Annotated in this window: 24 protein-coding genes and 1 other RNA gene; 10 read left to right on the forward strand and 15 right to left on the reverse strand. The window is 61.5% G+C overall.

Translation table 11 applies throughout. The annotated features are described in order from the left end of the window. Positions 1-15 precede the first annotated feature (15 nt). Positions 16-112: signal recognition particle sRNA small type (gene ffs, locus FHT79_RS14960), an RNA gene on the reverse strand. A gap of 89 nt (positions 113-201) precedes the next feature. On the opposite strand from ffs, the gene FHT79_RS14965 reads away from it, so the two are divergent. The 5 genes from FHT79_RS14965 (at position 202) to FHT79_RS14985 (ending at position 3,103) form a co-directional block, all read left to right on the forward strand. Beyond that, the gene (locus FHT79_RS14965; protein ID WP_183903600.1) at positions 202-612 is read left to right on the forward strand and encodes an HIT family protein; all 411 of its coding nucleotides are present in this window, start codon (positions 202-204) and stop codon (positions 610-612) included. Then, the gene (gene nudC, locus FHT79_RS14970) at positions 609-1,568 is read left to right on the forward strand and encodes an NAD(+) diphosphatase (protein WP_047617375.1); all 960 of its coding nucleotides are present in this window, start codon (positions 609-611) and stop codon (positions 1,566-1,568) included. The genes FHT79_RS14965 and nudC overlap by 4 nt, the downstream gene beginning before the upstream one ends. 4 nt (positions 1,569-1,572) lie before the next feature. Continuing rightward, positions 1,573-2,268, forward strand: coding sequence for a YafY family protein (locus FHT79_RS14975; RefSeq protein ID WP_028755668.1), 696 nt, complete (start codon positions 1,573-1,575; stop codon positions 2,266-2,268). 70 nt (positions 2,269-2,338) lie between these two features. Next, the gene (locus FHT79_RS14980) at positions 2,339-2,599 is read left to right on the forward strand and encodes a hypothetical protein (protein ID WP_132573929.1); all 261 of its coding nucleotides are present in this window, start codon (positions 2,339-2,341) and stop codon (positions 2,597-2,599) included. A 135-nt stretch (positions 2,600-2,734) separates the two neighbouring features. Next, positions 2,735-3,103, forward strand: a complete 369-nt coding sequence (locus tag FHT79_RS14985) for a VOC family protein (RefSeq protein ID WP_017962745.1) — start codon at positions 2,735-2,737, stop codon at positions 3,101-3,103. Positions 3,104-3,140: 37 nt separating this feature from the next. Here FHT79_RS14985 and FHT79_RS14990 read toward each other — a convergent pair whose 3' ends face one another. Beyond that, entirely contained in the window at positions 3,141-3,995 is an 855-nt protein-coding gene (locus tag FHT79_RS14990) for a prephenate dehydratase (RefSeq protein ID WP_028755670.1), read from the reverse strand. A 10-nt stretch (positions 3,996-4,005) separates the two neighbouring features. Then, positions 4,006-4,761 (reverse strand): 3-deoxy-manno-octulosonate cytidylyltransferase, encoded by a 756-nt coding sequence (locus tag FHT79_RS14995; protein WP_183903602.1) that lies wholly within the window; start codon positions 4,759-4,761, stop codon positions 4,006-4,008. Positions 4,762-4,915: 154 nt separating this feature from the next. Between FHT79_RS14995 and FHT79_RS15000 the strand changes: the two genes are divergently transcribed. Further along, the gene (locus FHT79_RS15000) at positions 4,916-5,479 is read left to right on the forward strand and encodes a cytochrome c family protein (protein WP_028755672.1); all 564 of its coding nucleotides are present in this window, start codon (positions 4,916-4,918) and stop codon (positions 5,477-5,479) included. Between the two features lie 133 nt (positions 5,480-5,612). On the opposite strand, the gene FHT79_RS15005 is transcribed toward FHT79_RS15000, so the two are convergent. Continuing rightward, on the reverse strand, positions 5,613-6,560 hold the full coding sequence (locus tag FHT79_RS15005; RefSeq protein WP_028755673.1) for an AEC family transporter: 948 nt from the start codon (positions 6,558-6,560) through the stop codon (positions 5,613-5,615). Positions 6,561-7,075: 515 nt separating this feature from the next. Between FHT79_RS15005 and FHT79_RS15010 the strand changes: the two genes are divergently transcribed. Then, positions 7,076-8,068, forward strand: coding sequence for an adenosine kinase (locus tag FHT79_RS15010; RefSeq protein ID WP_028755674.1), 993 nt, complete (start codon positions 7,076-7,078; stop codon positions 8,066-8,068). Here FHT79_RS15010 and FHT79_RS15015 read toward each other — a convergent pair. Next, entirely contained in the window at positions 8,061-8,600 is a 540-nt protein-coding gene (locus tag FHT79_RS15015; protein ID WP_028755675.1) for an SH3 domain-containing protein, read from the reverse strand. The genes FHT79_RS15010 and FHT79_RS15015 overlap by 8 nt on opposite strands. Before the next feature lie 185 nt (positions 8,601-8,785). Between FHT79_RS15015 and FHT79_RS15020 the strand changes: the two genes are divergently transcribed. Then, the gene (locus FHT79_RS15020; protein WP_097544477.1) at positions 8,786-9,787 is read left to right on the forward strand and encodes a D-glycerate dehydrogenase; all 1,002 of its coding nucleotides are present in this window, start codon (positions 8,786-8,788) and stop codon (positions 9,785-9,787) included. A gap of 15 nt (positions 9,788-9,802) precedes the next feature. Here FHT79_RS15020 and FHT79_RS15025 read toward each other — a convergent pair whose 3' ends face one another. From FHT79_RS15025 to recF, 3 genes are read right to left on the reverse strand one after another with little or no spacing between them, the layout of a single operon-like run. Next, positions 9,803-10,291, reverse strand: coding sequence for a GNAT family N-acetyltransferase (locus FHT79_RS15025; RefSeq protein ID WP_132573925.1), 489 nt, complete (start codon positions 10,289-10,291; stop codon positions 9,803-9,805). After that, on the reverse strand, positions 10,288-11,112 hold the full coding sequence (locus FHT79_RS15030; protein ID WP_132573923.1) for a molybdopterin-synthase adenylyltransferase MoeB: 825 nt from the start codon (positions 11,110-11,112) through the stop codon (positions 10,288-10,290). Before FHT79_RS15030 ends, FHT79_RS15025 begins: the two co-directional genes overlap by 4 nt. Beyond that, entirely contained in the window at positions 11,109-12,233 is a 1,125-nt protein-coding gene (recF, locus tag FHT79_RS15035; RefSeq protein ID WP_028755679.1) for a DNA replication/repair protein RecF, read from the reverse strand. The genes FHT79_RS15030 and recF overlap by 4 nt, the downstream gene beginning before the upstream one ends. Positions 12,234-12,705: 472 nt before the next feature. On the opposite strand from recF, the gene FHT79_RS15040 reads away from it, so the two are divergent. Further along, the gene (locus tag FHT79_RS15040) at positions 12,706-13,071 is read left to right on the forward strand and encodes a helix-turn-helix transcriptional regulator (protein WP_028755680.1); all 366 of its coding nucleotides are present in this window, start codon (positions 12,706-12,708) and stop codon (positions 13,069-13,071) included. Positions 13,072-13,217: 146 nt separating this feature from the next. Here the strand turns inward: FHT79_RS15040 and FHT79_RS15045 are convergent, their stop codons facing one another. The 7 genes from FHT79_RS15045 to FHT79_RS15075 form a co-directional block, all read right to left on the reverse strand. Then, positions 13,218-13,418, reverse strand: a complete 201-nt coding sequence (locus FHT79_RS15045; RefSeq protein ID WP_003544370.1) for a hypothetical protein — start codon at positions 13,416-13,418, stop codon at positions 13,218-13,220. Between the two features lie 448 nt (positions 13,419-13,866). After that, entirely contained in the window at positions 13,867-14,994 is a 1,128-nt protein-coding gene (dnaJ, locus tag FHT79_RS15050; protein WP_028755681.1) for a molecular chaperone DnaJ, read from the reverse strand. 85 nt (positions 14,995-15,079) lie between these two features. Beyond that, positions 15,080-16,996 (reverse strand): molecular chaperone DnaK, encoded by a 1,917-nt coding sequence (dnaK, locus tag FHT79_RS15055; RefSeq protein WP_028755682.1) that lies wholly within the window; start codon positions 16,994-16,996, stop codon positions 15,080-15,082. Positions 16,997-17,278: 282 nt separating this feature from the next. Continuing rightward, entirely contained in the window at positions 17,279-19,633 is a 2,355-nt protein-coding gene (locus FHT79_RS15060) for a transglycosylase domain-containing protein (protein ID WP_132573921.1), read from the reverse strand. Between the two features lie 229 nt (positions 19,634-19,862). Next, positions 19,863-20,084, reverse strand: a complete 222-nt coding sequence (locus FHT79_RS15065; RefSeq protein WP_028755684.1) for a hypothetical protein — start codon at positions 20,082-20,084, stop codon at positions 19,863-19,865. A 575-nt stretch (positions 20,085-20,659) separates the two neighbouring features. Continuing rightward, on the reverse strand, positions 20,660-21,370 hold the full coding sequence (locus FHT79_RS15070; protein ID WP_132573919.1) for an SH3 domain-containing protein: 711 nt from the start codon (positions 21,368-21,370) through the stop codon (positions 20,660-20,662). Between the two features lie 390 nt (positions 21,371-21,760). Next, a complete protein-coding gene (locus FHT79_RS15075; RefSeq protein ID WP_132573917.1) occupies positions 21,761-23,149 on the reverse strand; it encodes a M20/M25/M40 family metallo-hydrolase in 1,389 nt (462 codons plus the stop codon). Between the two features lie 213 nt (positions 23,150-23,362). Here FHT79_RS15075 and FHT79_RS15080 point away from each other — a divergent pair, with 213 nt between their 5' ends. Continuing rightward, the gene (locus FHT79_RS15080; RefSeq protein WP_132573915.1) at positions 23,363-25,747 is read left to right on the forward strand and encodes an EAL domain-containing protein; all 2,385 of its coding nucleotides are present in this window, start codon (positions 23,363-23,365) and stop codon (positions 25,745-25,747) included. The last annotated feature ends 6 nt before the right edge of the window (positions 25,748-25,753 follow it).

Here is a 25,753-nt window from a genome sequence, read left to right on the forward strand (position 1 = left end):
CTTCGTGGAGAGAAGGTGGGAGGCTGGCACGATGACCCGTGCCGGGCTCGTTAGGGCTGCTTCCTTCCGGACCTGACCCGGTTGGCGAGTGGCTCGTCCACCACCAACCTCCCGGATGCACATATCGGCAATATCGTCATCAAAAGCAAGCCAACATGCAAAAAAACTGCTAGTCGTTGGAAAACATGAGGAGAATGCCCTTTGAACGGTTTCGTGCTCGACCCCCGGCTGGAAAACGATAGCGTCAGCATCATGGTTACCGGTCTCTGCGATCTGAGATTGTCGAGGGATGCCCGCTGGCCCTGGCTCATTCTTGTGCCGCGCCGGGCCGATATCACCGAAATCTTCGAACTGACGCCGCTCGACCAGGTGCTGCTCGCCTTCGAGACGGAACTGGTCTCCAAAGCCCTGAAGGAGATCACCGGCGCGACAAAAATCAATGTCGGGGCTCTTGGCAATGTCGTCCGCCAGCTTCATGTTCATGTCATTGCCCGCTTCGTAGGCGATGCCAACTGGCCGGGTCCCGTCTGGGGCTTCGGGCGCGCGGAACCCTACGAAGACGGAAAGAGAGATGAATTCACAGTGAAGCTGCGGGAAGCCCTTTCATCATGAGTCATTCGCTTTTCGATTCGGATGTGCCGCATCCGGAACCCAGCAATCTCACGGCCTTTGCCGCCAATGACCTCAATCGCGATTCCGAGCATCGCGACGAACAGTCCGTCGAAAAGGCGCTGGCCAAGGACGGCACCCATATCTTCGCCTTCGCCGGGGATAAGCTGGTGCTGAAGCATGACGGCCAGGTGCTTGATCCGCTCTTTGCCCGCTATGAGCTCCAGGAATTGCAGCCGGATTGGGATGAGACGGTGCTTCTCGGTTATCGTAAATCAGGCGAGCCGCGCCTTGCCGTTCCCGTCGGCATCGGCGTCGACGACCTCACCAGCCAATACAAGCCCGCCGATGGTCGCACGCTGTTTCGCGAAATGCTGATCGACGAGGTGTTGCTCGGCGAATTCGCCCAGGCCGCCAGCCTCATCCGCTGGAACGGCGACAACCGCTTCTGCGGCCGCTGCGGCTCGGCGATGGAGATCCACATCGGCGGCTACAAGCGTGTCTGCGCCGCCTGCGAACACATGATTTTTCCCCGCACCGATCCCGTCGTCATCATGCTGACGATCGACGAGAAACGCGACCTCTGCCTGCTCGGCCGCAGCCCGCATTTCGCGCCCGGCATGTATTCCTGCCTTGCCGGCTTCGTCGAACCCGGCGAGACCATCGAGAATGCCGTGCGTCGCGAAACGCTGGAAGAATCCGGCATCCGCACCGGCCGCATCCGCTACCACGCCTCGCAGCCCTGGCCGATGCCGCATTCCCTGATGATCGGCTGTTACGCCGAGGCGAAATCCACCGAAATCAACCGCGACGAGACGGAACTCGAGGATTGCCGCTGGTTCACCCGCGAGGAAACGATCGAGATGCTGGAACGCCCGAGCGCGACAGGCAAGGCCTCGCCGCCGAAAGGGGCGATCGCCCACCGCCTGATGCGCGACTGGGTGGAGTGGAAGCGCTAGCGTCATGCCGGTCGCCCGCTCGGAACGGCTGCTGACGCTGCTCCAGACGCTCCGGCGTTACCGCCGGCCGGTGACCGGCACGGTGCTCGCTGAGGAGACCGGCGTCAGCCTGCGCACGCTGTATCGCGATATTGCCAGCCTGCAGGCGCAGGGCGCGATGATCGAAGGCGAAGCCGGCATCGGTTATGTGCTGAAGCCGGGGTTCATGCTGCCGCCGATGATGTTTTCAGAAGAAGAGCTGGAGGCATTGGTGCTTGGCTCGCGCTGGGTGGCTCGCGCCGCCGAGCCGCGCCTTGCCGGCGCCGGCGCCGACGCGCTGGCCAAGATTGCCGCCGTGCTGCCGGCCGATATGCGGGAGATGATCGATTCGGCAGCCCTTTTCGTCGGCCCCAAACGCCGTGACGAGGACAAGGCCGATGTTTCGGCCATCCGCAAGGCGATCCGTCTGGAGCGCATCCTCGAACTGCATTATGGCGACGAGCAGGGCCGAATCTCGCGCCGTCGCGTCTGGCCTTTTGCGCTCGGTTATTTCGAGCATGTGCGTGTCCTCATGGCCTGGTGCGAACTGCGCCAGGATTTCCGCCATTTCCGCACGGACCGCATTATCGACATGGCGTTGCATGAGGTGCGTTATCCGCGCCGCCGCACGGTACTGCTCAAGGAGTGGCGTGAGACGCAGGACGTTCCGGTCGAGAACTAACGCTGCTGCCAGAAACTGTCAGTAGGCAGGGTTATTATGAGTACCATTCCACCAGGAAGGAGTACTGATCATGGTAACGCCTCCAGCCATTCATTTGACCAACGACCGCTTTACGGGCGACACCTTTGCCGATGTCATTTCGGCCGAAACTTTTGCCGATGTCCGCCAGTCGGCGCGCTCCGGCCTGCTGCATCTGGTCATCAATATTTTCAGGTGTCCCAAGGGGAACCGCGCCAGCCTCGACCTTGAAGCAACGCCGGATTACCTAAAGCGCGACCTCGGCTTCGTCGACGGACGCGGCCCGCACTGCGAGGACCGTTTCCCGCTTTAGCTCGCCTATCCCTTCCAACAATCTGCCTGACGAGAACGGGGCGTTGCGATCGCTACGCCCCGTCACACCCTGCTGCCATGAATTGGCAGCAGGCGATCCCTCGCGGATTTATTTCACAACAACGGGAGAACCGAAATGACCAGCCCCAATCTCATAATCCTTTACGTCAAGGACCCGGCCGAAAGCGCCAGTTTCTACCGGAACCTCTTGAACCGCGAACCGGCCGTGGAAGCGCCGAATTTCGTCGCTTTTCCGCTCGAGGGCGGCTTCACGCTCGGCCTCTGGCGGCGCAGCAAGGTCGAGCCGCAGCCCTCCGCCATCGGCAACCGCGGCGAAGTGGCTTTCATGGTCGAGGGAGAAAATGCCGTCGCCAGGCACTATGAGGACTGGCGTCAACGCGGCCTGCCGATCGCCCAGGAACTGACCGAGCTGGATTTTGGCCCGACCTTCGTCGTGCTCGATCCTGACGGTCATCGCCTGCGCGTCTGTGAGCCGGATAAATAATCGCCGAATGACGAGGTCTGTTTAAGAACGGGCCTGTTTAAAGCAGGCCTCGCATCGCGTGCCCCTTGTAGACGCCGAGAATCCTCACTTTCTCGGAGAAGAACCGCAGTTCCTCCAATGCCCGGCGCACGTTCGGATCGTTCGGATGGCCTTCGATATCGGCGTAGAACTGCGTCGCCACGAATTTTCCGCCGAGCTGGTAGCTTTCCAACTTGGTCATATTGATATTGTTGGTGGCAAAACCGCCAAGCGCCTTATAGAGCGCGGCCGGAATGTTGCGGACGTTGAAGACGAAGGTGGTGACGACCTTTTCTTCCGCCGAATTCCGTTGTGCCCATTCTTCGTCACGGGACAGGATAACGAAACGGGTGACGTTGTTTTCAGTATCCTCGACATTCTCGGCGATGATCTCCAGACCGTAGAGATCGGCGGCAAGGCGCGGTGCCAAGGCGGCCATCGAGCGGTCGCCGGTTTCCTTCACGAGCTTTGCCGCCCCTGCCGTATCGCCGGCGATCACCGGCTTCCAGCCATTGGCGCGAACGATCTTGCGGCACTGGCCGAGCGCGTGGATATGGCTGTGCACCGTGCGGATCTCGTCCTTGGTCACCCCGGGCAGCACCATCAGCTGGAAACGGATCGGCATGAAATATTCGCCGATGATGTGCAGCCGCGATTCCGGCAGCAGATGGTGGATATCGGCGACGCGCCCGGCAATCGTGTTCTCGATCGGGATCATCCCGATGTCGGCGTCGCCGTTGTCGACCGCCGTGAACGCATCCTCGAAGGTCTGGCAGGGCAGCGGCTCCATGGTCGGAAACATGTCGCGGCTGGCCATGTCGGAATTGGCGCCGAACTCGCCCTGGAAGGCGATCCTGTTGGTCTTGATATTCATGATGGTTCCGTCAATTCGACTTTGCGGAGAGGATGCGCCGCGCTTTTTCGAGGTCGGCGGGAGTATCGACACCAAGCGGAACCGTGTCAACGATCTCGGCATCGATGCGCATGCCGGCCTCCAGTGCCCGCAATTGCTCCAGCGATTCGCGCTTTTCGAGCGTCGACGGACCGAGCGAGACGAATCGTTCGAGCGCTGCCCGCCGATAGGCATAAAGGCCGATATGGTGGTAGAGGGGCCCCTGACCGTAAGGCGCGGTTGCCCGGGTGAAATAGAGCGCATGCAGACGGGCGGCGGAAAGCGGCGAGCCGACGATCTTGACGATGTGCGGCGCTGTCTTGTCCTCCTCATTGTCGATTATGGTCGTCAGCGTCCCGATATCGACAGCCGCGTTTTCCAGAGGGCGCAAAGCTGCGCGCACCGTTTCCGGATCGATCGTCGGCAGATCGCCCTGGACGTTGACGATGATTTTCGCCTTTCCGTCCGGATCGACTTTCGTCAGCGCCTCGAAGATCCGATCGGAACCCGACTGATGATCCGTGCTGGTCATGACGACCTCGAAGCCGGCCGCGGCCACGGCATCGAACACTTGATCATCGTCGACGGCGACGACGACCCGGCCGATGGCCGCTTCCCTGGCGCGCAGCGCCACCTGAACGATCATCGGCAGGCCGCAAATATCGGCAAGCGGCTTGCCCGGAAGCCGAGTGGAGGCCATGCGCGCCGGGATCAATACGAGCACGCCGTCTAAATTTGAATCACTCATTGTTCGGGCCTTCTATTCCGGGCTGAAAAGTGTCAAAAAGTCTCACGCACAAGACCATTTAGACAGTTGCAACGATCCACCAAAAGACATAGGTTCCGCGCGATTTCAAGATGGTCCGGTTTATGGTCTGCCGGCTGCAAGGGGAGCATTGCAGATGAATTCATACGTCAATACGGCCGTGGGGGCGCTGCTCGGGACGATTTTCGTTCTGATGTCTGTCTCCATCGCGTCCGAAGGGATCTTCCATTCCGAAGCGCCGGAAAAGGAAGGTTTCGCGATCGTTGCCGAAGAGGCGCCCGCCGCTGGTGGTGAGGCTGCGCCTGCCGTTGCCGTTCCGATCGCGCAATTGCTCGCTTCTGCAGATGCCAAGGCCGGTGAAACGGTCTTCAAGAAGTGTCAGGCCTGTCATGACGGCACCAAAGGGGGACCGAACAAGGTCGGTCCCAACCTCTTTGGTGTCGTAGATCGCCCGATCGCCTCGCATGAAGGCTTCGCCTATTCCGCTCCCATGAAGGATTTCTCCAAGGGCGGCAGCGAGAAGTGGACTTTCGAATATCTCAACAAGTTCCTGCTGGCGCCGAAGAAGGACGTTCCCGGCACTGCGATGGGCTTCGCCGGTCTGGCGAAGGATCAGGATCGTGCCAACGTCATCCTCTACCTGCACACGCTGGCCGATTCGCCGGTGCCGCTGCCGGATCCGAAAACCGCGACGCAGTGACGCAGCAGGACAATCGCATGGTATGGAAGCCCGGCCCGCAAGCCGGGCTTTCGTTTTGCGGAGATCCGCCAAGCAATTCCAGGCAAAGCGCGAAGTGGTTTTGCCGGGAATCGCGTAAAAAAGCTGAACCGCTCTAGGCGCCGAGGAAATAGGCCCAGAGCGAGACCGTGATGGCGCCGAGCGCCGTCGTCACCGTGATAGTCGAGGCGGCAAGGCTGTGACCGACGCCGAAGCGGTTGGCGATCAGCCAGGCGTTGACGCCCGTCGGTACGGAGGAAGTCAGCACGATCGCTGCCGTCCATTCGGGGCTGAGGCCGAGGAGATGGCTCGCCGCCCACACGCAACCGGGCAGCAGTAGCAGCTTGCATGTCGAGGTGACGCTGGCGATGCCGACATTGCCGGAGACGCCGTATTTCTCCAGCGCCATGCCGAGCGATATCAGCGCCGCCGGACCGGCGATGCCGGCGATCTGCCCGACGACCGATGCCACCGCCGTCGGCATGGTGAGACCGGAAAGATGCACGGCCATGCCGGCCGCAAGCCCGATCACCAGCGGGTTGCGCACGAGATTGATGGCGATCTGGCGTAGCACGAACATCATGCTGCGGTCGCTTTTGCCGTCGATCTTGCGCTCGGCATGCTCCATCAGCACCGTGCCCGCGACCATCATGACAGGCAGATGCACGGCAAGCAGGATCGACAGCGCCACCAGCCCCTCGTCGCCGACGGTACGCTCGACCAGCGGCAGTCCGATAAAGACATTGTTGGCGAAGGCCGAGGAAACGCCGGCCAAGACACCGATGCGTTCGTCGCGGCCGAAGAGCCGCGTGGCGGCGAGATGGCCGGCCGTCCAGGTGATGGCGACGCCGGAAAAATAGACGATCCAGAGCCGGAAGGGCGAGGCGCCATGAAAATCCGCCTCGGCGATGGTGCGAAAGAGCAGCAGCGGCACGGCGATCTTGAAGACGAATTCGCCGAGCGCATCGCCGACATTCGATGCCATCAGGCCGCTGCGGACGATCACCCAGCCGATGAGAATCAGGAGGAAGATGGGAAGGACGTCGAGAATGATGGCTGACATGAGGGAGGTTGCTCTGCGCGGGGAGTATCCGACATCTACAGCGTCGCGCGCTTTTCAGATGCGCAAAGGACACTGCAGCACTTTGAATTCCTGCATAATTCCGTAAAGCGGAATCGATTTACGGAATTATTGAGTACCAGCAAACTGTTTGGATTGAAAAGGCCATCACCGCCCGATCCGGCAGCCGGGGCACCCAAAGGCAAAAAAAGCGGGCTCAGCCCGCTTTTCCGCTCCGGCCCTGCCGGATATCCGGATCACAAAGCTGCCAGTTCATCCGTGGTCAGCATCGCGCCGGTAAGATCGAAGGGTCATCCCTCGTGCGCCCGGCTGCAACTGAAAGCTGCTCATGCCGGTCTTCCTGCGAGTATTTCTAGATTTTGAAAATGACAGCGACATGACGAATAGGCGGCACTTTTGCGAAGAAATAGAAGCGTCGTCCCATTTATCCTTCCAAACCGCGGAAATTTCGCTAAGACCAAACCCCGGCTATCACAAATCCGGGGACTTCCCTTTTCATGACAAGATTCGATGTTCTGACAGTCGGCAACGCAATCGTGGATATCATTGCCCGTTGCGACGACCAGTTCCTCATTGACAATCAGATCACCAAAGCGGCGATGAACCTCATCGATGCCGAACGCGCCGAACTTCTATATTCGCGCATGGGACCGGCGCTCGAAGCCTCCGGCGGCAGCGCCGGCAATACCGCGGCGGGCGTGGCTAACCTCGGCGGCAAGGCTGCCTATTTCGGCAATGTCGCCGCCGATCAGCTCGGTGACATCTTCACCCACGACATCCGCGCCCAGGGCGTCCACTATCAGACCCGGCCCAAGGGCACTTTCCCGCCGACGGCGCGCTCGATGATCTTCGTCACCGAGGACGGCGAGCGTTCGATGAACACCTATCTCGGCGCCTGCGTCGAGCTCGGCCCCGAAGACGTCGAGCCCGACGTCGTCGCCGACGCCAAGGTCACCTATTTCGAAGGTTATCTCTGGGATCCGCCACGCGCCAAGGAAGCGATTCTCGACTGTGCCCGCATCGCCCACGAAAACGGCCGCGAAATGTCGATGACGCTGTCCGACAGTTTCTGCGTCGGCCGCTACCGCGGCGAATTCCTCGATCTGATGCGCTCCGGCAAGGTCGATATCGTCTTCGCCAATCGCCAGGAAGCGCTGTCGCTCTACGAGACCGATGATTTCGAGGAGGCGCTGAACAGGATCGCCGCCGATTGCAAGATCGCTGCCGTGACGATGAGCGAGCATGGCGCCGTCATCCTGAAGGGCAACGAGCGTTTTTACGTCGATGCGATCCGGATCAGGGAAGTTGTCGATACGACGGGCGCCGGCGACCTCTTCGCCTCCGGTTTCCTCTATGGCTACACCCAGGGGCGCTCTCTGGAGGATTGCGGCAAGCTCGGCTGCCTGGCCGCCGGCATTGTCATTCAGCAGATCGGCCCGCGCCCGATGACCTCGCTTGCCGAGGCCGCCAAACAGGCAGGGCTTATTTAAAGGCTTCGCCGGGATAGGCGCCCCAGATCTCCGACTGCGCCACCCAGCCGGAGGCACCTTCGGTTTCGGCCCGGCACCAGTCGCCGTTGCATTCGCCGATCGTGATCATCACGCCGGGTTCCAGCTTGGCGACGATCGAGGCGGAGGGCAGCGCCTCGCGGCGCAGATTGACATAGACGCCCTTGCCTTTCGTCTTCATCCAGGGGGCGGCGATCGCCGCGCGCTGACCCGATAGCAGCGACTGGTTGACCCAGCCTTCGGTCCCGTCGGCATCGCGGATGCGGCGCCAGTTGTCGTATTCCTGGATGATTTCCACCGGCAGGCCGGATTTCAGGTACATCCACGAGACGGCGTAATCCGTTCCCGGGCCGATGCGCAGATTGACGCGCTTGGATTTCAGGGTGACGAAACGCGGCAATGGCAATCCGCTTGGACCTTTGGCCGCCTGCGCATGGGCGAATTCGACGGTTCCCATGGATGTAGCCAGAGCGATGGCAAGGGCGAGGCAGGACTTCAGAACTTTGCTGCGCATGGAGGTTTCCGTTTGCTCGAATTCGCGGGCAGGCCCGGCCTGCTCGCGGTCCGGGCTCTGACATTCCCCGGCTGCACCGCGAGTTTTGTTTGTCTTCGCGTGCGGGTCTGGTAGAAAATGCCCGGAATGGGAAAATTATCACCCCTCTTGGTTAAAGACCTCTGAACAAGGCACCACAGCCAGCCATGACAGCGAAGAAAAAACCGAAGGTCTACATCACCCGCAAGCTGCCCGATGCCGTCGAAACCCGCATGCGCGAGCTCTTCGACGCCGAGCTGAACATCGACGATGCGCCGCGTTCCGTTCCCGAGCTTGTCGCCGCGGTCAAGACCGCCGACGTGCTGGTGCCGACCGTCACCGACCGCATCGACGCGGCGCTGATCGAACAGGCGGGGCCACAGATGAAGCTGATTGCGAGCTTCTCCAACGGCACCGATCACATCGACGTCGAGGCGGCGGCGCGCAAGGGCATCACCGTCACCAACACGCCGAACGTCCTGACCGAGGACACCGCCGACATGACCATGGCGCTGATTCTCGCTGTTCCGAGAAGGCTTGGTGAGGGCGCGCGTGTGCTGACCGACAAGCCGGGCGAATGGGCCGGCTGGTCTCCCACCTGGATGCTCGGCCGGCGCATTCACGGCAAGCGCATCGGCATCGTCGGCATGGGCCGCATCGGTACGGCGGTGGCCCGCCGCGCCAAGTCGTTCGGCCTGTCGATCCACTATCACAACCGCAAACGCGTCAATCCAGCCGTCGAGGACGAGTTGGAGGCGACCTATTGGGAAAGCCTCGACCAGATGCTCGCCCGCGTCGACATCGTTTCGATCAATTGTCCGTCGACGCCGGCGACCTTCCACCTGATTTCGGCGCGCCGTCTGGCGCTGCTGCAGCCGACGGCCTATCTCGTCAACACCGCGCGCGGCGACGTGGTCGATGAGGCTGCGCTGATCAAATGCCTCAGGGAGGGCCGGATTGCCGGCGCCGGCCTCGACGTCTTCGAAAACGAGCCTGCCGTCAACCCGAAGCTCGTCAAACTCGCCAATGAGGGCAAGGTCGTGCTGCTGCCGCATATGAGTTCGGCGACGATCGAAGGCCGCATCGATATGGGCGACAAGGTCATCATCAATATCCGCACCTTCATCGACGGTCACAGGCCGCCCAATCGGGTGCTGCCGGGGCGTTGAAGCCGTGCATTTGATTTAGACGGGGCGATTCGTCGGCGCAATGGCCTTGCGCATCTCGATGAACGTCGTCCGGGCAAAGCCGGGATGCGCTTTCTCGGCGGTTCTGGAAAATCCCCAGGCGGCAAAGACGGTATGATTTTCCGTGAGCTCGATCCGCGTTTCCAGCCGCAAGGCGGGAAGGTCGAGCGATGCGGCCGTTTCCTCGGCAATCGTCAGCAGCCGCTTGCCAATGCCCTTTCCCTGCGCTTCGGGCAGAACGGCGAGTTTGCCGACATAGAGACAATCGGCCTCCGGCCGCAGGAAGAGGCAGCCGATCAGCTTTTCGCCGTCGATGGCGACATGGCCGATCTCGGCCCTGGCCTTTTCGGCCAGTGACTCGGTCGTGAGCTTGAGCGCCGAGGATGGCGGGTCGATCCTGCCGTTCATGGAAGCGAAGGCGGCGAGGATGAGCGCGAGCAGTTCGTCCCAGCGCGTGAAGCTCTGGTCGAGAGGGACGATTGTCATCCGGTCTGCCTCTCCCGCGTGCGGCGTCTTCTGTAGCGGACCGTGTCGAAGCGGGCCGAGAGCGCGTCGTAGAGCAGCAGCCGTCCGACCAGTGGTTCGCCGGTGCCGGTGATGAGCTTGATCGCTTCCATCGCCATCATCGTGCCGATGACGCCGGTCAGCGCGCCGATGATGCCGGCCTCGGCGCAGGCAGGAATGAGCCCCGCCGGCGGCGCTTCCGGAAAGAGGTCACGATAACAAGGGTAGAGTGTTCCGTCCTCGGTACTCTCATAGGGCTTGAGAACCGTCAGCGAACCGTCGAAACGGCCGACGGCGCCGGTGACGAGCGGAATGCGCGCTTCCTCGGCCGCATCGGCGGCGGCATAACGCGTGTCGAAATTGTCGGAGCCGTCGATCAGCAGATCGAAGCCGGAGAGCTGACGGCGGGCGGCCTCCGGGGAAAAGCGTTCCTCGAAGCGGATCAGCCGGACATGCGGATTGAGCCGGGCGATGGCGAAGGCAGCACTCTCCGTCTTCAACTCGCCGATCGTTCCGGAATCATGGATCACCTGGCGCTGCAGGTTGGAGAGCGACACCCGGTCGTCGTCGACGATACCGAGCGTGCCGACGCCGGCTGCGGCCAGATATTGCAGGATCGGCGCGCCGAGGCCGCCGGCGCCGATCACCAGCACGCGGGCGGCTTTCAGCTTCTGCTGGCCGGCGCCCCCGATCTCGGGGAGCAGGATGTGGCGGTGATAACGGGCGATTTCGTCCGGGCTGAGCGGTTCCATGGCACCGATGTTATCATGACGGCCGACGTCGGGAAAAGCTGCCTCGGTCATTCGAACACCCGTCCCTCCGCCACCGTGAAAAACTGCGCCCTGTCGCCCAGCGCCGAAAACATCGAGCGATCCGTTCCGGTCATGAAGGCCTGGCCGCCGAGCCCGTCGATGAGATCGAACAGCGCGGCGCGTCTATTCTCGTCGAGATGCGCTGCGATTTCGTCCAGCAGCAGGATCGGTGCATGGCCGGTGAGATTGCCGACGAGGCGCGCATGCGCAAGCACCAGGCCGACAAGCAATGCTTTCTGCTCGCCGGTGGAACAACGCTCCGCCTCCATCGCCTTTTCGCGGTGATGCACGATGAGATCGGCCCGGTGCGGCCCCTCGAGCGTGCGCCCTGCGCCGGCATCGCGATAGCGGCTCTCTGCCAGCATCGCCGCGTAATCGTCCTCGAGGTCGACCGAGGGGCGCGAAAATTGTCCGTCCATGAAGCCCGAGAGCTGCAGCGATGCCGAAGGGAAGGGCGAAGTCTCCCGCGTTTCTTCGATCAGCCGGGTCAGCAGGCCGAGCATCTCCTGGCGGGCGAGCGCCATGGCGATGCCGAGGCTTGCCATTTGCTCCTCGATGCCGGCGAGCCAGGAGGGATCGAAGCGGCCCTCGTCCAGCAATTTGTTGCGGCTGCGCATGGCGCGCTCGAAATCGCTGGCGCGGCGGCCATGGGCGGGATCGAGCGACAGCACCAGCCGGTCGAGAAAACGGCGCCGGTCGGAAGAGGCGCCGGTAAAGAGGCCGTCCATCGCCGGCGTCAACCAGAGAAGGCGCAGGTGGTCGGTCAACTCGTCGGCAGTCTTTGCCGGGGTGCCGTTGATGCGCAGCCTGCGGGTGGTGGTCTCCTCGCCTGTTTCGATGCCGGTGCCGATCTCGACGTCGCCCTCCATGCCGTCGAGTGCGGCGAAGATCGAAAAGCCGCCGGCCGCGCCGACCCGGGTTATATCGCCATAGGCGGCGCGGCGCAGACCGCGGCCGGGCGAAAGCAGCGAGACGGCCTCCATGAGATTGGTCTTGCCGGCGCCGTTGTCTCCCGTGAGCACGGCGTGTCGACCGTCAAGGGTAAGGGCCGCCGCCGCATAATTGCGGAAGTCGGTCAGCTTCAGACGGGAAAGAGAAACCTTGTGCGGCATCGAATGTCCGGAATCGTGAAGCGTGACAGCTAAGCCTAAGCGGCGTTGATGGCAAGGCTGACAGCTTGACGGCCGTGGATCGCGTGCCCTGGTGGTGTCGCAGCGAGGCTTGGGGGCCACATGGGGATAAGTTCAGGGCGCGAAATACCGCGGGGGCATATTTTCCGGCAGATCCCGTGACCGAGGTCCTGGCGTCCGGCATCCTTCCGATGTAACGGTCAGCATGCCGCCCTCTAATCAGCTAAAAATACAACCTGAGAGAGGATGATCCGATATCGCTGGACCGATACCGTCGACGGTCACGCTCAATGTCGTCAAGCGCCAGATATTCGGGCTTTTGCCGCATTCCCTTGAGGCCACTGACGTAACGTAAGGTCCAAAAAAAGTCGGTTGAAATTTGCAACTGTAGGGTTGAGTTATCCCGTGAAAACGATATGGTAAACGAACCGTTTACGTATCAGAGAGTGATGAAGTGCCAGATCCGGTTGATATTATCGTTGGTCGCAACGTAAGACAGTTTCGCGCTCTTCGCCGTGTTTCCCAGCTCGAGCTTGGCGAAGCACTCGGACTGACTTTCCAGCAGATCCAGAAATACGAAAAGGGGACGAACCGCGTTTCCGCCAGCAAGCTGCATCAGATCGCGGTTTTTCTCGATGTCGATATCTCTGCTCTTTTCGAGGGAGCCGGCATATCGCAATTCGGCAGCCGTATCGAACTCAGCCCCGACGCCTATGCGCTTGCGCTGAGCTACGACAAGCTGAGCTCACCGGCAGGCAAGGAAGCGGTCAAGACCATTGTCACCCTCATGACAGGCGAAGCGGCAGAAACCGCCGTCTGATCCCTGCCGCCGGCTCACCGAAAAGCACGATCTGTTCCGGGCCTGAATTATGTCCGGATAGATATGGCTGTGCAGCGGTTGGGGAACGGCGTGCATCAGGACAGAGACTGGAAGCAGGTCACCTGAATGAGGTTCGATATCGCGTTTTAGTGAATCTCGCATTCGTGCAGCGCCATCAGCAGGTCGTCCTGCGTCTGGTGGCCGGCATGATAGAGGTCGATCGCGATGCTGGCGATCGAAAGGCCCTGCTGGCTGCGAAGCTTGATATTGCGCTCGGCGCACCATGTGTAGATGGCGCCGGCGAGAACGTCGACGTCTTCGGACTGAGAGGAAAAGGCTGGCGCCATGGTCGATACCCTTGGTTTGGTTGTTCCCACTAGAGCATTTCCGTTTTTCTCCGATTCACGGAAATGCTCTATCTTTTTGTTTATTCCCGGCAAAAGCGTTTCACGCTTTGCCTGGCAAAACCGCTGCGCACTTTTGCTGCAATTGCTCTAAAGCACGTCGCGTCGAGCAAAGGATGCTCTATCGCTTCGAACCTGGGCATCGTCTCTTCCGAATATCGCTTCCGGTTTTCGGTGTTGTGCGCTGACGGCAGAGACTGAATTCATTTGGAAAACTTGCAAGCGGCATCATCTGGCTGCGTTAATGCAAGTCGTCTTCCCTCGCGCCGCCGTGTCGTTCTGGAACAGATTTCCCGGCACGAGCGGCGAATGTCGCAAATTGGGACTCGCGCAACAAAAAGCCGGAGACGTTTCCGTCCCCGGCTTTAGAGATAGGCGTGTCGATCGCCGCTCAGCCCTCGAAGAATTCCTTCATCCGGGCAAAGAAGCCCGTCGATTCAGGATTGTTCTCCTTGGAGGAAAGCTGCTCGAATTCCTGAAGCAGTTCGCGCTGGCGCTTGGTGAGCTTCTGCGGTGTCTCGATCTGGATCTGGATGTAGAGGTCGCCCGTCTGTGCCGAACGCAGCACCGGCATGCCCTTGCCCTTGAGGCGGAACTGTTTGCCGGCCTGCGTGCCCTCGGGCACGCTCACGCGCGACTTGGTGCCGTCGAGCGTCGCCACGTCGAAGGTGCCGCCGAGCGCGGCCGTCGTCATCGAGATCGGAACGGCGCAATAGAGATCGGCTCCGTCGCGCTGGTAGAATTCATGCGGTTTGACGGACAGGAAGATATAGAGGTCACCGGCCGGTCCGCCGCGGGCGCCGGCTTCGCCTTCGCCCTGCAGGCGGATGCGCGTACCGTCCTCGATGCCGGCGGGAATGTTGACCGAGAGCGAACGCTCTTCCGTCACCCGGCCCTGGCCATGGCACTTCGGGCAGGGGTCGGGAATGATCTGGCCGCGGCCGTGGCAGGTCGGGCAGGTCCGCTCGATCGAGAAGAAGCCCTGGGCCGCGCGCACGCGTCCCGATCCCTGGCAGGTGCCGCAGTTCTTCGGCTGTGTGCCGGGCTTGGCGCCAGAGCCCGAACAGACGTCGCAGGTGATCGACGTCGGAACGCGGATCTGCGCCGTCTTGCCGGAGAAAGATTCTTCCAGCGTTATTTCCATGTTGTAGCGAAGATCGGCGCCGCGCTCGCGGCCGCCCGACGAGCGCTGGCGCGCGCGCCCTCCACCCATCATCTCGCCGAAGATATCCTCGAAAATGTCGGAGAAGCCGCCGCCTGCAAATCCGCCGCCACCGCCGCCCATGCCGCCCTGCTCGAAGGCCGCATGGCCATAACGGTCATAGGCCGCCCGCTTCTGCGGGTCCTTGAGCATCTCGTAGGCTTCGTTGATTTCCTTGAACTTGCGTTCGGCGTCCTTGTCATCCGGGTTCTTGTCCGGATGGAATTTCATCGCCAGTTTGCGGAAGGCGCTCTTCAGCTCTTTCTCGTCCGCCGTCTTGGCTACACCCAGAGTTTCGTAATAGTCCGCTTTTGCCATTAAGGATTAAACCCCGGAAATGGATTTCCGGCTGCCATGGTGAGCAGCCGGATCAAGTGTTGAAGCATAACCACGCCGTCGCGGATTACGCGGACTTCTTGCGGTCGTCGTCCTTGATTTCCTCGTAGTCGGCATCGACGACATTGTCGCCGCCTTCCGCGGAGGCATCGCCGGCAGCGCCGCCTTCGGCCTGCTGTGCTTCATAGATCGCCTGGCCGAGCTTCATCGACACTTCCATCAGCGTCTGGGTCTTGGCCTTGATGTCGTCGGCATCCGGCTCGGAGGCTTCCGAAGCCGTCTTCAGCGCGGCGATCGCATCCGAGATCGCGGTGCGGTCGGCCTCGGAAACCTTGTCGCCGTAATCCTTCAGCGACTTTTCTGTCGAATGGATCAGGCTTTCGGCCTGGTTCCGGGCTTCGACGGCCTCGCGGCGCTTCTTGTCCTCGGTGGCATGGGCTTCAGCATCCTTGACCATCTTCTCGATGTCGGCGTCGGAAAGGCCGCCGGAAGCCTGGATGCGGATCTGCTGCTCCTTGCCGGTGCCCTTGTCCTTGGCCGAAACCTGCACGATGCCGTTGGCGTCGATGTCGAAGGTGACTTCGATCTGCGGCATGCCGCGCGGCGACGGCGGCAGGCCGACGAGGTCGAATTGGCCGAGCAGCTTGTTGTCGGCAGCCATTTCGCGTTCGCCCTGCGAAACGCGGATGGTGACGGCCTGCTGGTTGTCTTCGGCGGTCGAGAAGGTCTGGCTCTTCTTCGTCGGGATCGTCGTGTTGCGTTCGATCAGGCGGGTGAAGACACCGCCGAGCGTTTCGATGCCGAGCGACAGCGGCGTCACGTCGAGGAGCAGGACGTCCTTGACGTCGCCCTGCAGAACGCCGGCCTGGATGGCGGCGCCAAGCGCCACGACTTCATCCGGGTTGACGCCCTTGTGCGGCTCCTTGCCGAACAGCTGCTTGACGACTTCCTGGACCTTCGGCATGCGGCTCATGCCGCCGACGAGAACCACTTCGTCGATTTCGGCAGCAGTGACGCCGGCATCTTTGAGGGCTGCCTTGCACGGCGCGATGGTGCGCTGGACGAGATCGTCGACCAGGCTTTCGAGCTTGGCGCGGGTCAGCTTCAGCGTCAGATGCTTCGGACCGGAGGCGTCGGCGGTGATGAACGGCAGGTTGATTTCGGTCTGCTGCGAGGACGACAGCTCGATCTTAGCCTTTTCGGCAGCTTCCTTGAGGCGCTGCAGGGCAAGCTTGTCGTTCTTCAGGTCGATGCCGTTGTCCTTCTTGAACTCGGCGACGAGATATTCGACGAGACGCATGTCGAAGTCTTCACCGCCGAGGAAGGTATCGCCGTTGGTGGATTTCACTTCGAAGACGCCGTCGCCGATCTCAAGGATCGAAATATCGAAGGTGCCGCCGCCAAGGTCGTAGACAGCGATGGTCTTGCCGTCCTTCTTGTCGAGGCCGTAGGCGAGGGCTGCAGCGGTCGGCTCGTTGATGATGCGCAGGACTTCAAGACCGGCGATGCGGCCGGCATCCTTGGTTGCCTGGCGCTGCGCGTCGTTGAAGTAGGCGGGAACGGTGATGACGGCCTTTTCGACCTTTTCGCCGAGATAGGATTCGGCGGTTTCCTTCATCTTCTGAAGGATCATCGCGGAAATCTGTGCGGGCGAGTAGCCCTTGCCATTGGCTTCGACCCAGGCATCGCCATTGTCGCCCTTGACGATGGTGAAGGGAACGAGGTGCTTGTCCTTCTCGACGGTCGGATCTTCGTAGCGGCGGCCGATCAGGCGCTTGACTGCAAAGAGCGTGTTCGTCGGGTTGGTGACTGCCTGGCGCTTGGCCGGCTGGCCGACGAGGCGTTCGCCATCATCGGAAAATGCCACCATGGAAGGGGTCGTGCGTGCACCTTCCGCATTCTCGATAACCTTGGCGTCCTTGCCGTCCATGACTGCGACGCAGGAATTTGTCGTTCCAAGGTCGATACCAATTACTTTTGCCATGTCATTCTCTCCTTGAAGCAAGCTGTCGGAACCCCGAGAAGGCATTTCCCTGACAGCCCCTTACGGGATGGGTCTACTTAAGATTACGCAATCGTGATTGCGGTGATGCGGCGTATATAAGGAGCGGTTTTCTGGACTGCAAGGCGAGAAATGGCCCGGAATCCGGCAAAACGAATGTGTTGCATTCAATTTTGACAGTCGCCGGGAAAGAGCTTGCCTCATGTCCGCAAAGCGGTCGATATCTAGAGCATCGGCCTTGCGCCGGGCATGCAGCAAAGGATCTCACTGGCCCATGATCAGATCGAGCAGCGTCGTGCGCCGCGGTTGCACGGAAGAGGTCGTCTGCGGCCCGCCGACATCGCCCGGCGGCACCATGCCCTCATAGCCGGAACCGCCGCCTTCGGCGATGTCCGCAGGCGGAACCGGGCCGTTGCCGGAGGGCGCCGCCGGCTGCCGGGCAGGCGCTTGCGGATAGCGGTTTGCATTGTCGTTGCCGCCGAAGACGCCGGAAATGATGCCGCCGATCGTCGACGGCGGCGCCTCCGCTGTCATCGGTTGCCCGCCGCCCGACTGTGCACTACCCCCTTGTCCATCACCGGGGGCCGTCTGTGCCATCGGCTGACCACTGTTCGGATCGGCAGTCAACTGGCCGTTGCCGAAGAGCGGCGCCGGCGAAAGACCTTTGTGGGCGGCGATCATGAATTCCTTCCAGGCCTTTGCGGGCAAGCCGCCGCCGGTCACCTTCTTCATCGGCTTGCCGTCGTCATTGCCGAACCAGACGCCGGTGGTGAGGTTGCTGGTGAAGCCGACGAAGAGCGCGTCGCGCGAATTCTGCGTCGTGCCGGTCTTTCCGGCGGCCTGCCAGCCGGGGATCTTGGCGCTCTTGCCGGTGCCGTTGTCTATGACGCCCATCATCATTGCATCCATCTCGGCGACGATCTGCTCGGAGAGCACGCGCGGCGGGCTGTCATAGGTATTTTCGTACAGAACCTTGCCCTCGGCGGTCGTCACCCGGCGGATGACGTGCGGCGTCGCCTTGTAGCCGCCGTTCATGAAGGCGGCATAGGAGGCAGTGAGTTCCATCAGCGACACTTCGGACGTGCCGAGCGCGATCGAGGCGTTCGGCTGCAGTTCGCTTTCGATGCCGAGCCGGTGGGCAAGCTTGATCACCTGATCCGGCCCGTCATACATCACCAGCTGGGCGGCCACCGTGTTCAGCGACTTGGCAAGCGCGGTCGCCAGCGTCACTTCGCCATTGTATTTCTTCTCGTAATTTTCCGGTGTCCAGTCGCCGATCCGGATCGGCGCGTCGTTGAACACCGAGTAGGGCGTCAGCCCTTTCTCGAGTGCGGCGGCATAGACGAAGGGCTTGAACGAGGAACCCGGCTGGCGCTTCGCTTTGACGGCGCGGTTGAACTGGCTCGTCGCATAGTCCCTGCCGCCGACCAGCGCCCGGATCGCGCCGGTGCCGTCGATCGAGACGAGGGCCGCCTGCGAGGCGTCGAGCTTGCCGCCCTCCTTGTCGAGCACGTCGACCAGCGATTGCTCGGCCTTCTTTTCCAGCGATTTGTCGATCGTCGTATCGACGATGACGTCTTCCTTGACGTCGCCTATCAGGCCCGGCAGCTCGTCCATCACCATGTCGGCGACATAGTGCCCGGCGCCCGACCAGTAACTCTTGGCCGAAGCCGGGGTCTGCGACATCGCGGTCTTGACTTCGGAATCGGTGATGAAGCCCTGTTCGCGCATTGCCGCGAGCACAAGCTGTGCGCGTGCATTCGCCGCTTCCGCATCGCGGGCCGGCGAAAGCCGCGACGGCGCCTTGAGCAGGCCGGCCAGCACCGCGGCCTCGCCGAGGTTCACGTCACGCGCCGATTTGTTGAAATAGCGGCGCGAGGCCGCCTCCACGCCATAGGCGTTCGATCCGAAGAACACCCGGTTGAGATACATCGCAAGGATCTGGTCCTTGGTGTATTTCTGCTCCAGCCAGAGCGAGAGCAGCACCTCCTGCACCTTGCGTTCCAGCGTCCTCTCAGGGGAGAGGAAGAGGTTCTTGGCAAGCTGTTGTGTCAGTGTCGAGCCACCCTGCACCATGTGGCCGGCCGTGAAGTTGGTCACTACAGCCCGGCCGAGGCCGAGCGGATCGACGCCGAAATGCGAATAGAAACGCCGATCCTCGATGGCGATGACGGCTTCCGGAATATAGGGCGACATGTTTTCGAGCGACAGCGCCTCGCCGCCGGTGGCGCCGCGATTGGCGATGACGCTGCCGTCGACGGCGGTGATCTTGACGTTCGGCGGCCGTTCCGGGATCGCCCATGTGCTGGCGCTCGGCATGCGCGAGCCATAATAAACCACCAGCCCGGCAACGCCGATGCCGGCCCAGATGAAAAGCACGACGCACCAGTAGATCACGCGGCGCATGAAACCGAAAAGGCCGCCGCCGTCACGCTCCCGCGGCTCGCGCCGCCGCCGGGGGGCGGCACGCTGCGGCGGCGGTTTTGAACCGCCGCGGCGCTGGGATCGGCTGCCGGCGATGCGATCGTCGGCATCGAGCGTAAATTCGTCATCGTCGCGTGCCGGGCGGCCGCTGAAGGACGGTTCTATTCTGTCGCCTGATCTGCCTCTGCCTGCCATCGCCGACCGGTCGTACCCCATGTTCGATCGCGAAGCCAGCTTCGCACAACGGTGCACTTGCGGGCGCCGTGATCATCCGACTGAACTGTAAATGCGGCGATTTAACGGGGTGTTAATAATGGAAATCAAAGCAGATCGCGCAGGTAAAGCGCGTCGCGTCAAACCGCATTGATACGGTGCGCCGTAAGTCCCAAACCGCCACAGATTTCTCTGCGACATGCATTGGCCTTCAAAATTGCCGGGCCTCGTAATCGTCGAGCGTTTCCGGGTCCTGCTTATATTCCCACTCGCCCAGATGAAAGCGGCGCCAGATCTGGCCGGAAGGATTGAGCTTTGCCCCATCGGTAAGGCGGACAGGCAGGAGTGGGTTGTGTTTATGCCAAACGGTAACATCTGTGGCGGCTGCCCGGGGGGCGAAAAGCCCCAGGAAAGCCAGGTAGTCTTGTGTCATCAGGGTCCAGCCTCGAACGGATTACGATCAATCCGCAACGCCACGAAATTGCAATAAACAACCCCGCAACACAAGAGCATCACGATACCCTCACATCAAATTGTCGTCGGCCTCTTGCGCGCATCCATGCCAATTTTCATGACTGTCGCAAATCTGACATAGCGCGCGCCGATTTGCGCTCGCCGGCGAGGCGGGCAGACGCACACAGGCGTCATATCTGCGCAGGCGGTAACGGTCGATTCGACAAAATTGAATGAAGCCGGCCTTGGAGAAATCCGGGGATGGAGGAAAGCCGGCTGAGGATGGCTCGTGGCCGTGACGCGGAAATGCACACGCTGCTTTCGGCGTTGCGTTGAACATCTTCCGTCTGGTCGGTGGAACCAATAGGCTCGGCGATTGTTTAAGGAGAAGCGGGACAACCCCTCACGTCCCGCGCATGATCGGCCGTCTCCCCTCAACACGCGCCGATCGACATCAGGCCCGGTGCATCCCTCATGGGAGCGCCGGGCTTTTTCTTGGATGGTTGCCTTGGCTGGCAAATCTCGAGAGAGGACGGCGCTGCCGCCCCTTCTGTTTCATTGGTCGCAGGAGGGATCGCCGGGGCGGCAATCAAAATCCCTGCGGCCCGGTCTGCGATCATCGCCTCTCCGGTCGGCTCCTTGCCGGTCGTACCTTTGCCGATCGTCTCGTTGCCGATCGTCCCTTTGATTGACGCCGCGCCGATCCCGGTCACCATCACGCCAGTTCCGGTCGCGATCCCGCTCGCGCCAGTTCCGGTCGCGATCCCGGTTATCCCGCTCGCGATTTAGGTTATCCCGGTCGCGATCTACGTTATCGCGATCCCGATCCCGAACCCGGTTGTCGCGGTCGCGGTAATAATAGTCCGGGCCGCGGCTCCAGCGGTCACGCTCGCGATAGAAATCGCGGTTGCGGTAATAGCGGTCCCAATAATTATCGACGCTGAAGCGGATAACCGGAATGCCGAGCGGACGGTAATATTGCGGACCGACATAGATGCGGCGTTGCTGGTAGAGGGCCTGCACGTACTGGCCGGAGACCCAGCCGCGGCCGCCGTAGAACTCGACGTCGCACCAGTTGACGTCGGAAAGGCATCCGCGGATCTCGACCGAGGAACCGGCCGGTATGACTGCGACGGCAGGATATCGGGTGCTCGGACCCGCACGCATGTTGACGTTCGCCGTCGAGTAGCCCTCGGCAGCCTGCGCTATGGCGGGCGCCAGCATGAACAGGCCGGCCGCTGCGATTTTAACAAAGAGATTTTTCACGCTTCTCAGTCCTCGTTGGCACGTTTTTCAGGCAGCAATTGGCCGTGTTTCCGCGGTATGTGCCCTTGAAACAAAAGATAGAGCGATCGCCCGCAGCTGTTAGGGCGCTATCATTTATCTTATCTTTCAATGACTTATATGTCGCCCGCGATGAACGTAGCTTGAACGGCAAATCCGCGGCGCCTGAAGCTGCAACCAACGTTTCCGACTGGAGTTGGTGCCGTTAACGCCCCGTTAACCTTTCGCGGGCAGTCTCATTGCAATACCGCTTTCTCCTTGACCACGGATGAACTGGCACTGAGATGAGCGGACGACGAAAGGCCGGTTCGAACCGGCCTTTTTGTTGTCGCGATTTTCGCATGGCGCATCCTGAAGGCGCGCCTTTCCCTCTCAGGCGGCGAGCGCCTGCAGGATCCGTACCCAGGAGCGGATGCCCTTGTGGTAGGAGACAAGCTCGTATTTCTCGTTCGGCGAATGGATGCGGTCGTCACTGAGGCCGAAGCCGACCAGCAGCGATTCCATGCCGAGCATCTTCTGGAAGTCCCCCACGATCGGGATCGACCCGCCCATGCCGATGACGATGGCGGGTTTCGGCCATTCGTCGGACAGCGCGTTCTTCGCCTTGGTCAGAACCGGCGAATCATAGGAAAGGTGGATCGCCGGCGAGCCCCCATGCGGATGGAACTCGACCGAGCAGTCGGCGGGAATCTTCGTGCTGATATAGCTGCGGAAAGCCCTGCGGATGGCGTCTGGATCCTGCGTGCCGACGAGCCGGAACGAAACCTTGGCCGAAGCCTTGGCGGCGATCACCGTCTTGAAGCCTTCGCCGGTATATCCGCCCCAGATGCCGTTGATTTCGGCGGTCGGCCGCGCCCAGGTGAGTTCCAGCACCGAACGGCCCTTTTCGCCGGACGGAATGGAAAGGCCGACTTCGCCGAGGAAGCTCTCCGCGGTCCTGCCGAGCGTCTCCCAGGACGCCTTGATATTGTCGGGCGTTTCCTCGACGCCGTCATAGAAGCCGTCGAGCGTGATGCGGCCCGTCTCGTCATGCAGGCCGGCAAGAGCCTCGACGAGAATATGGATCGGATTGGCCGCAGCGCCTCCGAACAGACCGGAATGCAGGTCGCGGTCGGCGGCCGTCACGACCACTTCCTCGCCGACGAGGCCACGCAATGCGGCGGCGATTGCCGGCGTGTCGCGGTCCCACATGCCGGTATCGCAGACGAGCGCATAATCGGCCTTGAGCTCGGCGGCATTGGCTTCGAGGAAGGGCTTCAGGGATGGCGAGCCGGATTCTTCCTCGCCCTCGAAGAGAATGGTGATGCGGCAGGGAAGCGCGCCGTTGATCTCCTTATAGGCGCGGCAGGCCTCGACGAAGGTCATCAACTGGCCTTTGTCGTCCGAGGTGCCGCGGCCGGTCAAAATCTTGCGACCCTCGCCGAGATCCTTGATCGACGGCTGGAACGGATCGTTTTCCCAGAGCTCGATCGGATCGACCGGCTGGACGTCGTAATGGCCGTAAAAGAGAACATGCGGTGCATCGGAAGCAGCGCCGGCATGGTGGGCGACCACCATCGGATGGCCAGGCGTGTCGCGCACCGAGGCCGTAAAGCCGAGCCCTTCAAGATAAGCGACGAGCCATTCCGCCGCCTTTCGGCATTCGGCCTTATAGGCGGGATCAGTGGAAATCGACTGGATGCGCAGAAGTTCGAATAGCTTGTCGAGGCTCGATGGAAGGTTCTGGTCCGCGCGCGCAAGCACCTGATTGATATCGGTCATTTTCGACTCCTTTTGAAATTCGGCCGGACGATAGACCAAACCAGAAAGGCAGGCGAGGCGGAAAAACAAAAAATCGGCGGCGCGAAAGACCGGCGGGGCATGGATCAATATCAGGAAGATTTACTGAATAATATAGAAGAGAATACTAATTCAATTTACGGTTATTTAGCATAACCTAAATAACCTGATCGAATTCAGCTGTGGGAGGGGCAGATGTTTTCGGTCATCGCATGTATTCGGGACAATCACGATTGGCGGCTGGTGATTGCGGCGGCAGCGGTCTGTCTGGTCGGCGCGATGGCGGCGATGCTGCCGCTTTCCCGCGCCCAGGAATGCGATGCCGGGCGGCGCAAACTCTGGATTGGCGCCTCGGCATTTGCTTTCGGCACCGGCGTATGGGCAACGCACTTCATTGCGATGCTGGCTTATGACGGCGGCATGCCGATCGGCTACCAGCTGGGCCTGACGGCGCTTTCCTTCCTCTTGTCGGTTGCCGGTTCGTGGGCGGCGATCCTCGTCGCTTCGGAAAGCCGCGGCAGGCTTTCTCGCGTGCGCGGCGGCGTTCTGATGGCGCTCGGCATCGCCTCCATGCACCTGACCGGCATGCAGGCGATCGAAACGCCGGCGGTAATCGTTTATGATCCCTTCATGACGCTGACTGCGGTTCTCGCAGGAGCGCTGTTGTCGAGCGCCGCCTTCCACGCTTTTTTCGAATTGAAGGGGCCGAGGCGGCTCCTCGCCTCGTCCATCACTTTCGTCCTCGCGATCTGCGCTCTCCATTTCATCTCGATGGCCAGCATCACCCTCGTACCGGATCCCGGCAAAGAGGTTCCGGCAACGGTGCTCGACGCCAGCCTGCTCGCCGCGATCGTCGTGGCGGCGGCGACGACGCTCATTCTGATTGCGCTCGCGGTGGTCTTTATCGAAAGCCACCTGACGGATCTGAGGGGGCTCGCGAATGCCTCGCAGGAAGGACTGCTGATCCTGCGGGAAGGCCGGATCATCGATGCCAATGAACGCTTTCAGGGGCTTTCCGGCTGGAAGCTTGCCGATCTTGCCGGCAAGGCGCCCTCGGCTGTTTTGACCGCTATTCAGGGGACTGGGCAGAACAAGCCAGGCGAAACGCTGCTCAACACCAGGAACGGCAGGGAGATTGCCGTCGAAGTGACCGCGAGCAGGATTGTTTATCGCGGACACAATTGCGAGGTGCTGGCGGTGCGCGATCTCACCGAGCGCAGGCAGGCCGAGGAGATGATCGAGCATCTCGCCCACCACGACGTGCTCACCGATCTGCCGAACAGGTCATTGTTCGATACCCGCATCCGGCAGGCGTTGCAGATGGCCGAACGAAAGAACAGCGAGGTTGCCCTCTTCTATCTCGACCTCGATCGCTTCAAAGCCGTCAACGATATCTTCGGTCATGCCGAAGGCGACCGCATTCTCGGCAAGGTCGCCTCGATCCTGCGCCGCGTGGCCGATGAGAGCGATACGATCGCCCGCCTCGGCGGCGATGAATTCGCCATCCTTCAGCCCGCCGGACAGCAGCCGGCAGCGGCGCAAAAGCTTGCGGCGGCGATACTCGACGAATTCGCCGCCGAGATGGACACGGCGCGTGACCCCACAGCCGTTGGTGTCAGCGTCGGCATCGCACTCTATCCGGCGGACGGCGCTGCTGCTGAAGAACTCTGCAACAATGCCGATATTGCACTTTACCGCGCCAAGCATGACGGTCGCGGCAAGGTCTGTTTCTTCGACGCGGAAATGGATAAGGCGGCACGGAACCGCCGCCAGATCGAAAGCGAACTGCGCCATGCGATCATCCGCAACCAGATCCATGTCAGTTATCAGCCGATCCTCGATGCGCTGAGCGGCGAGATCGGCGGCTATGAGGCCCTGATGCGCTGGAACCGGCCAGGTCACGGCTTGACCGAGCCCGATATCTTCATCCCGATCGCCGAGGAAAGCGGCTCGATCGTCCAACTCGGTGAATGGGTGTTGCAGCAGGCCTGCAGGGAGGCCGTGCGCTGGCCGCTGCCGTTGATGATCGCCGTCAATCTCTCGCCGGTGCAATTCATGCTGCCGAACCTCTGTGAGCGGATCGAGGCGATCCTCGCCGAAACCGGGCTTGCACCCAGCCGGCTGGAGCTCGAGATCACCGAGGCGGCCCTCATGCGCGATCGCGACCGGGTGATGACGATGTTGCTGCGGCTGCACAAGCTCGGCGTGCACATCGTCATGGATGATTTCGGCACCGGTTTTTCCTCGCTTTCCAACCTGCGTTCATTCCCTTTCGACAAGATCAAGGTCGACCGCAGTTTCACCGGCCTGCTGGAACATGATGCGGCGGCGCGCTCGATCGTGCGCGCCATCATTGGTCTTGGCCACAGCCTCGGCATGCCGGTGGTGACGGAGGGCGTGGAAACCGAAGTGCAGCGCCGGATCGTCGTCGAGGAAGGCTGCGCGCAAGTACAGGGCCTTTTGCTTGGCAAGCCGGATATCGAACCGAGCGTCAAGCTTGCCGCCCACGAAAACGTCCTGACCGCGCAGATTGAAACCGGCGTGTTCTCGTTGCGACACGCACACAGTGCCGGCGAATGAGCTTCT

Origin of the sequence: Rhizobium sp. BK212 (assembly GCF_014197475.1) — a bacterium.
Taxonomy (GTDB): domain Bacteria; phylum Pseudomonadota; class Alphaproteobacteria; order Rhizobiales; family Rhizobiaceae; genus Rhizobium; species Rhizobium anhuiense.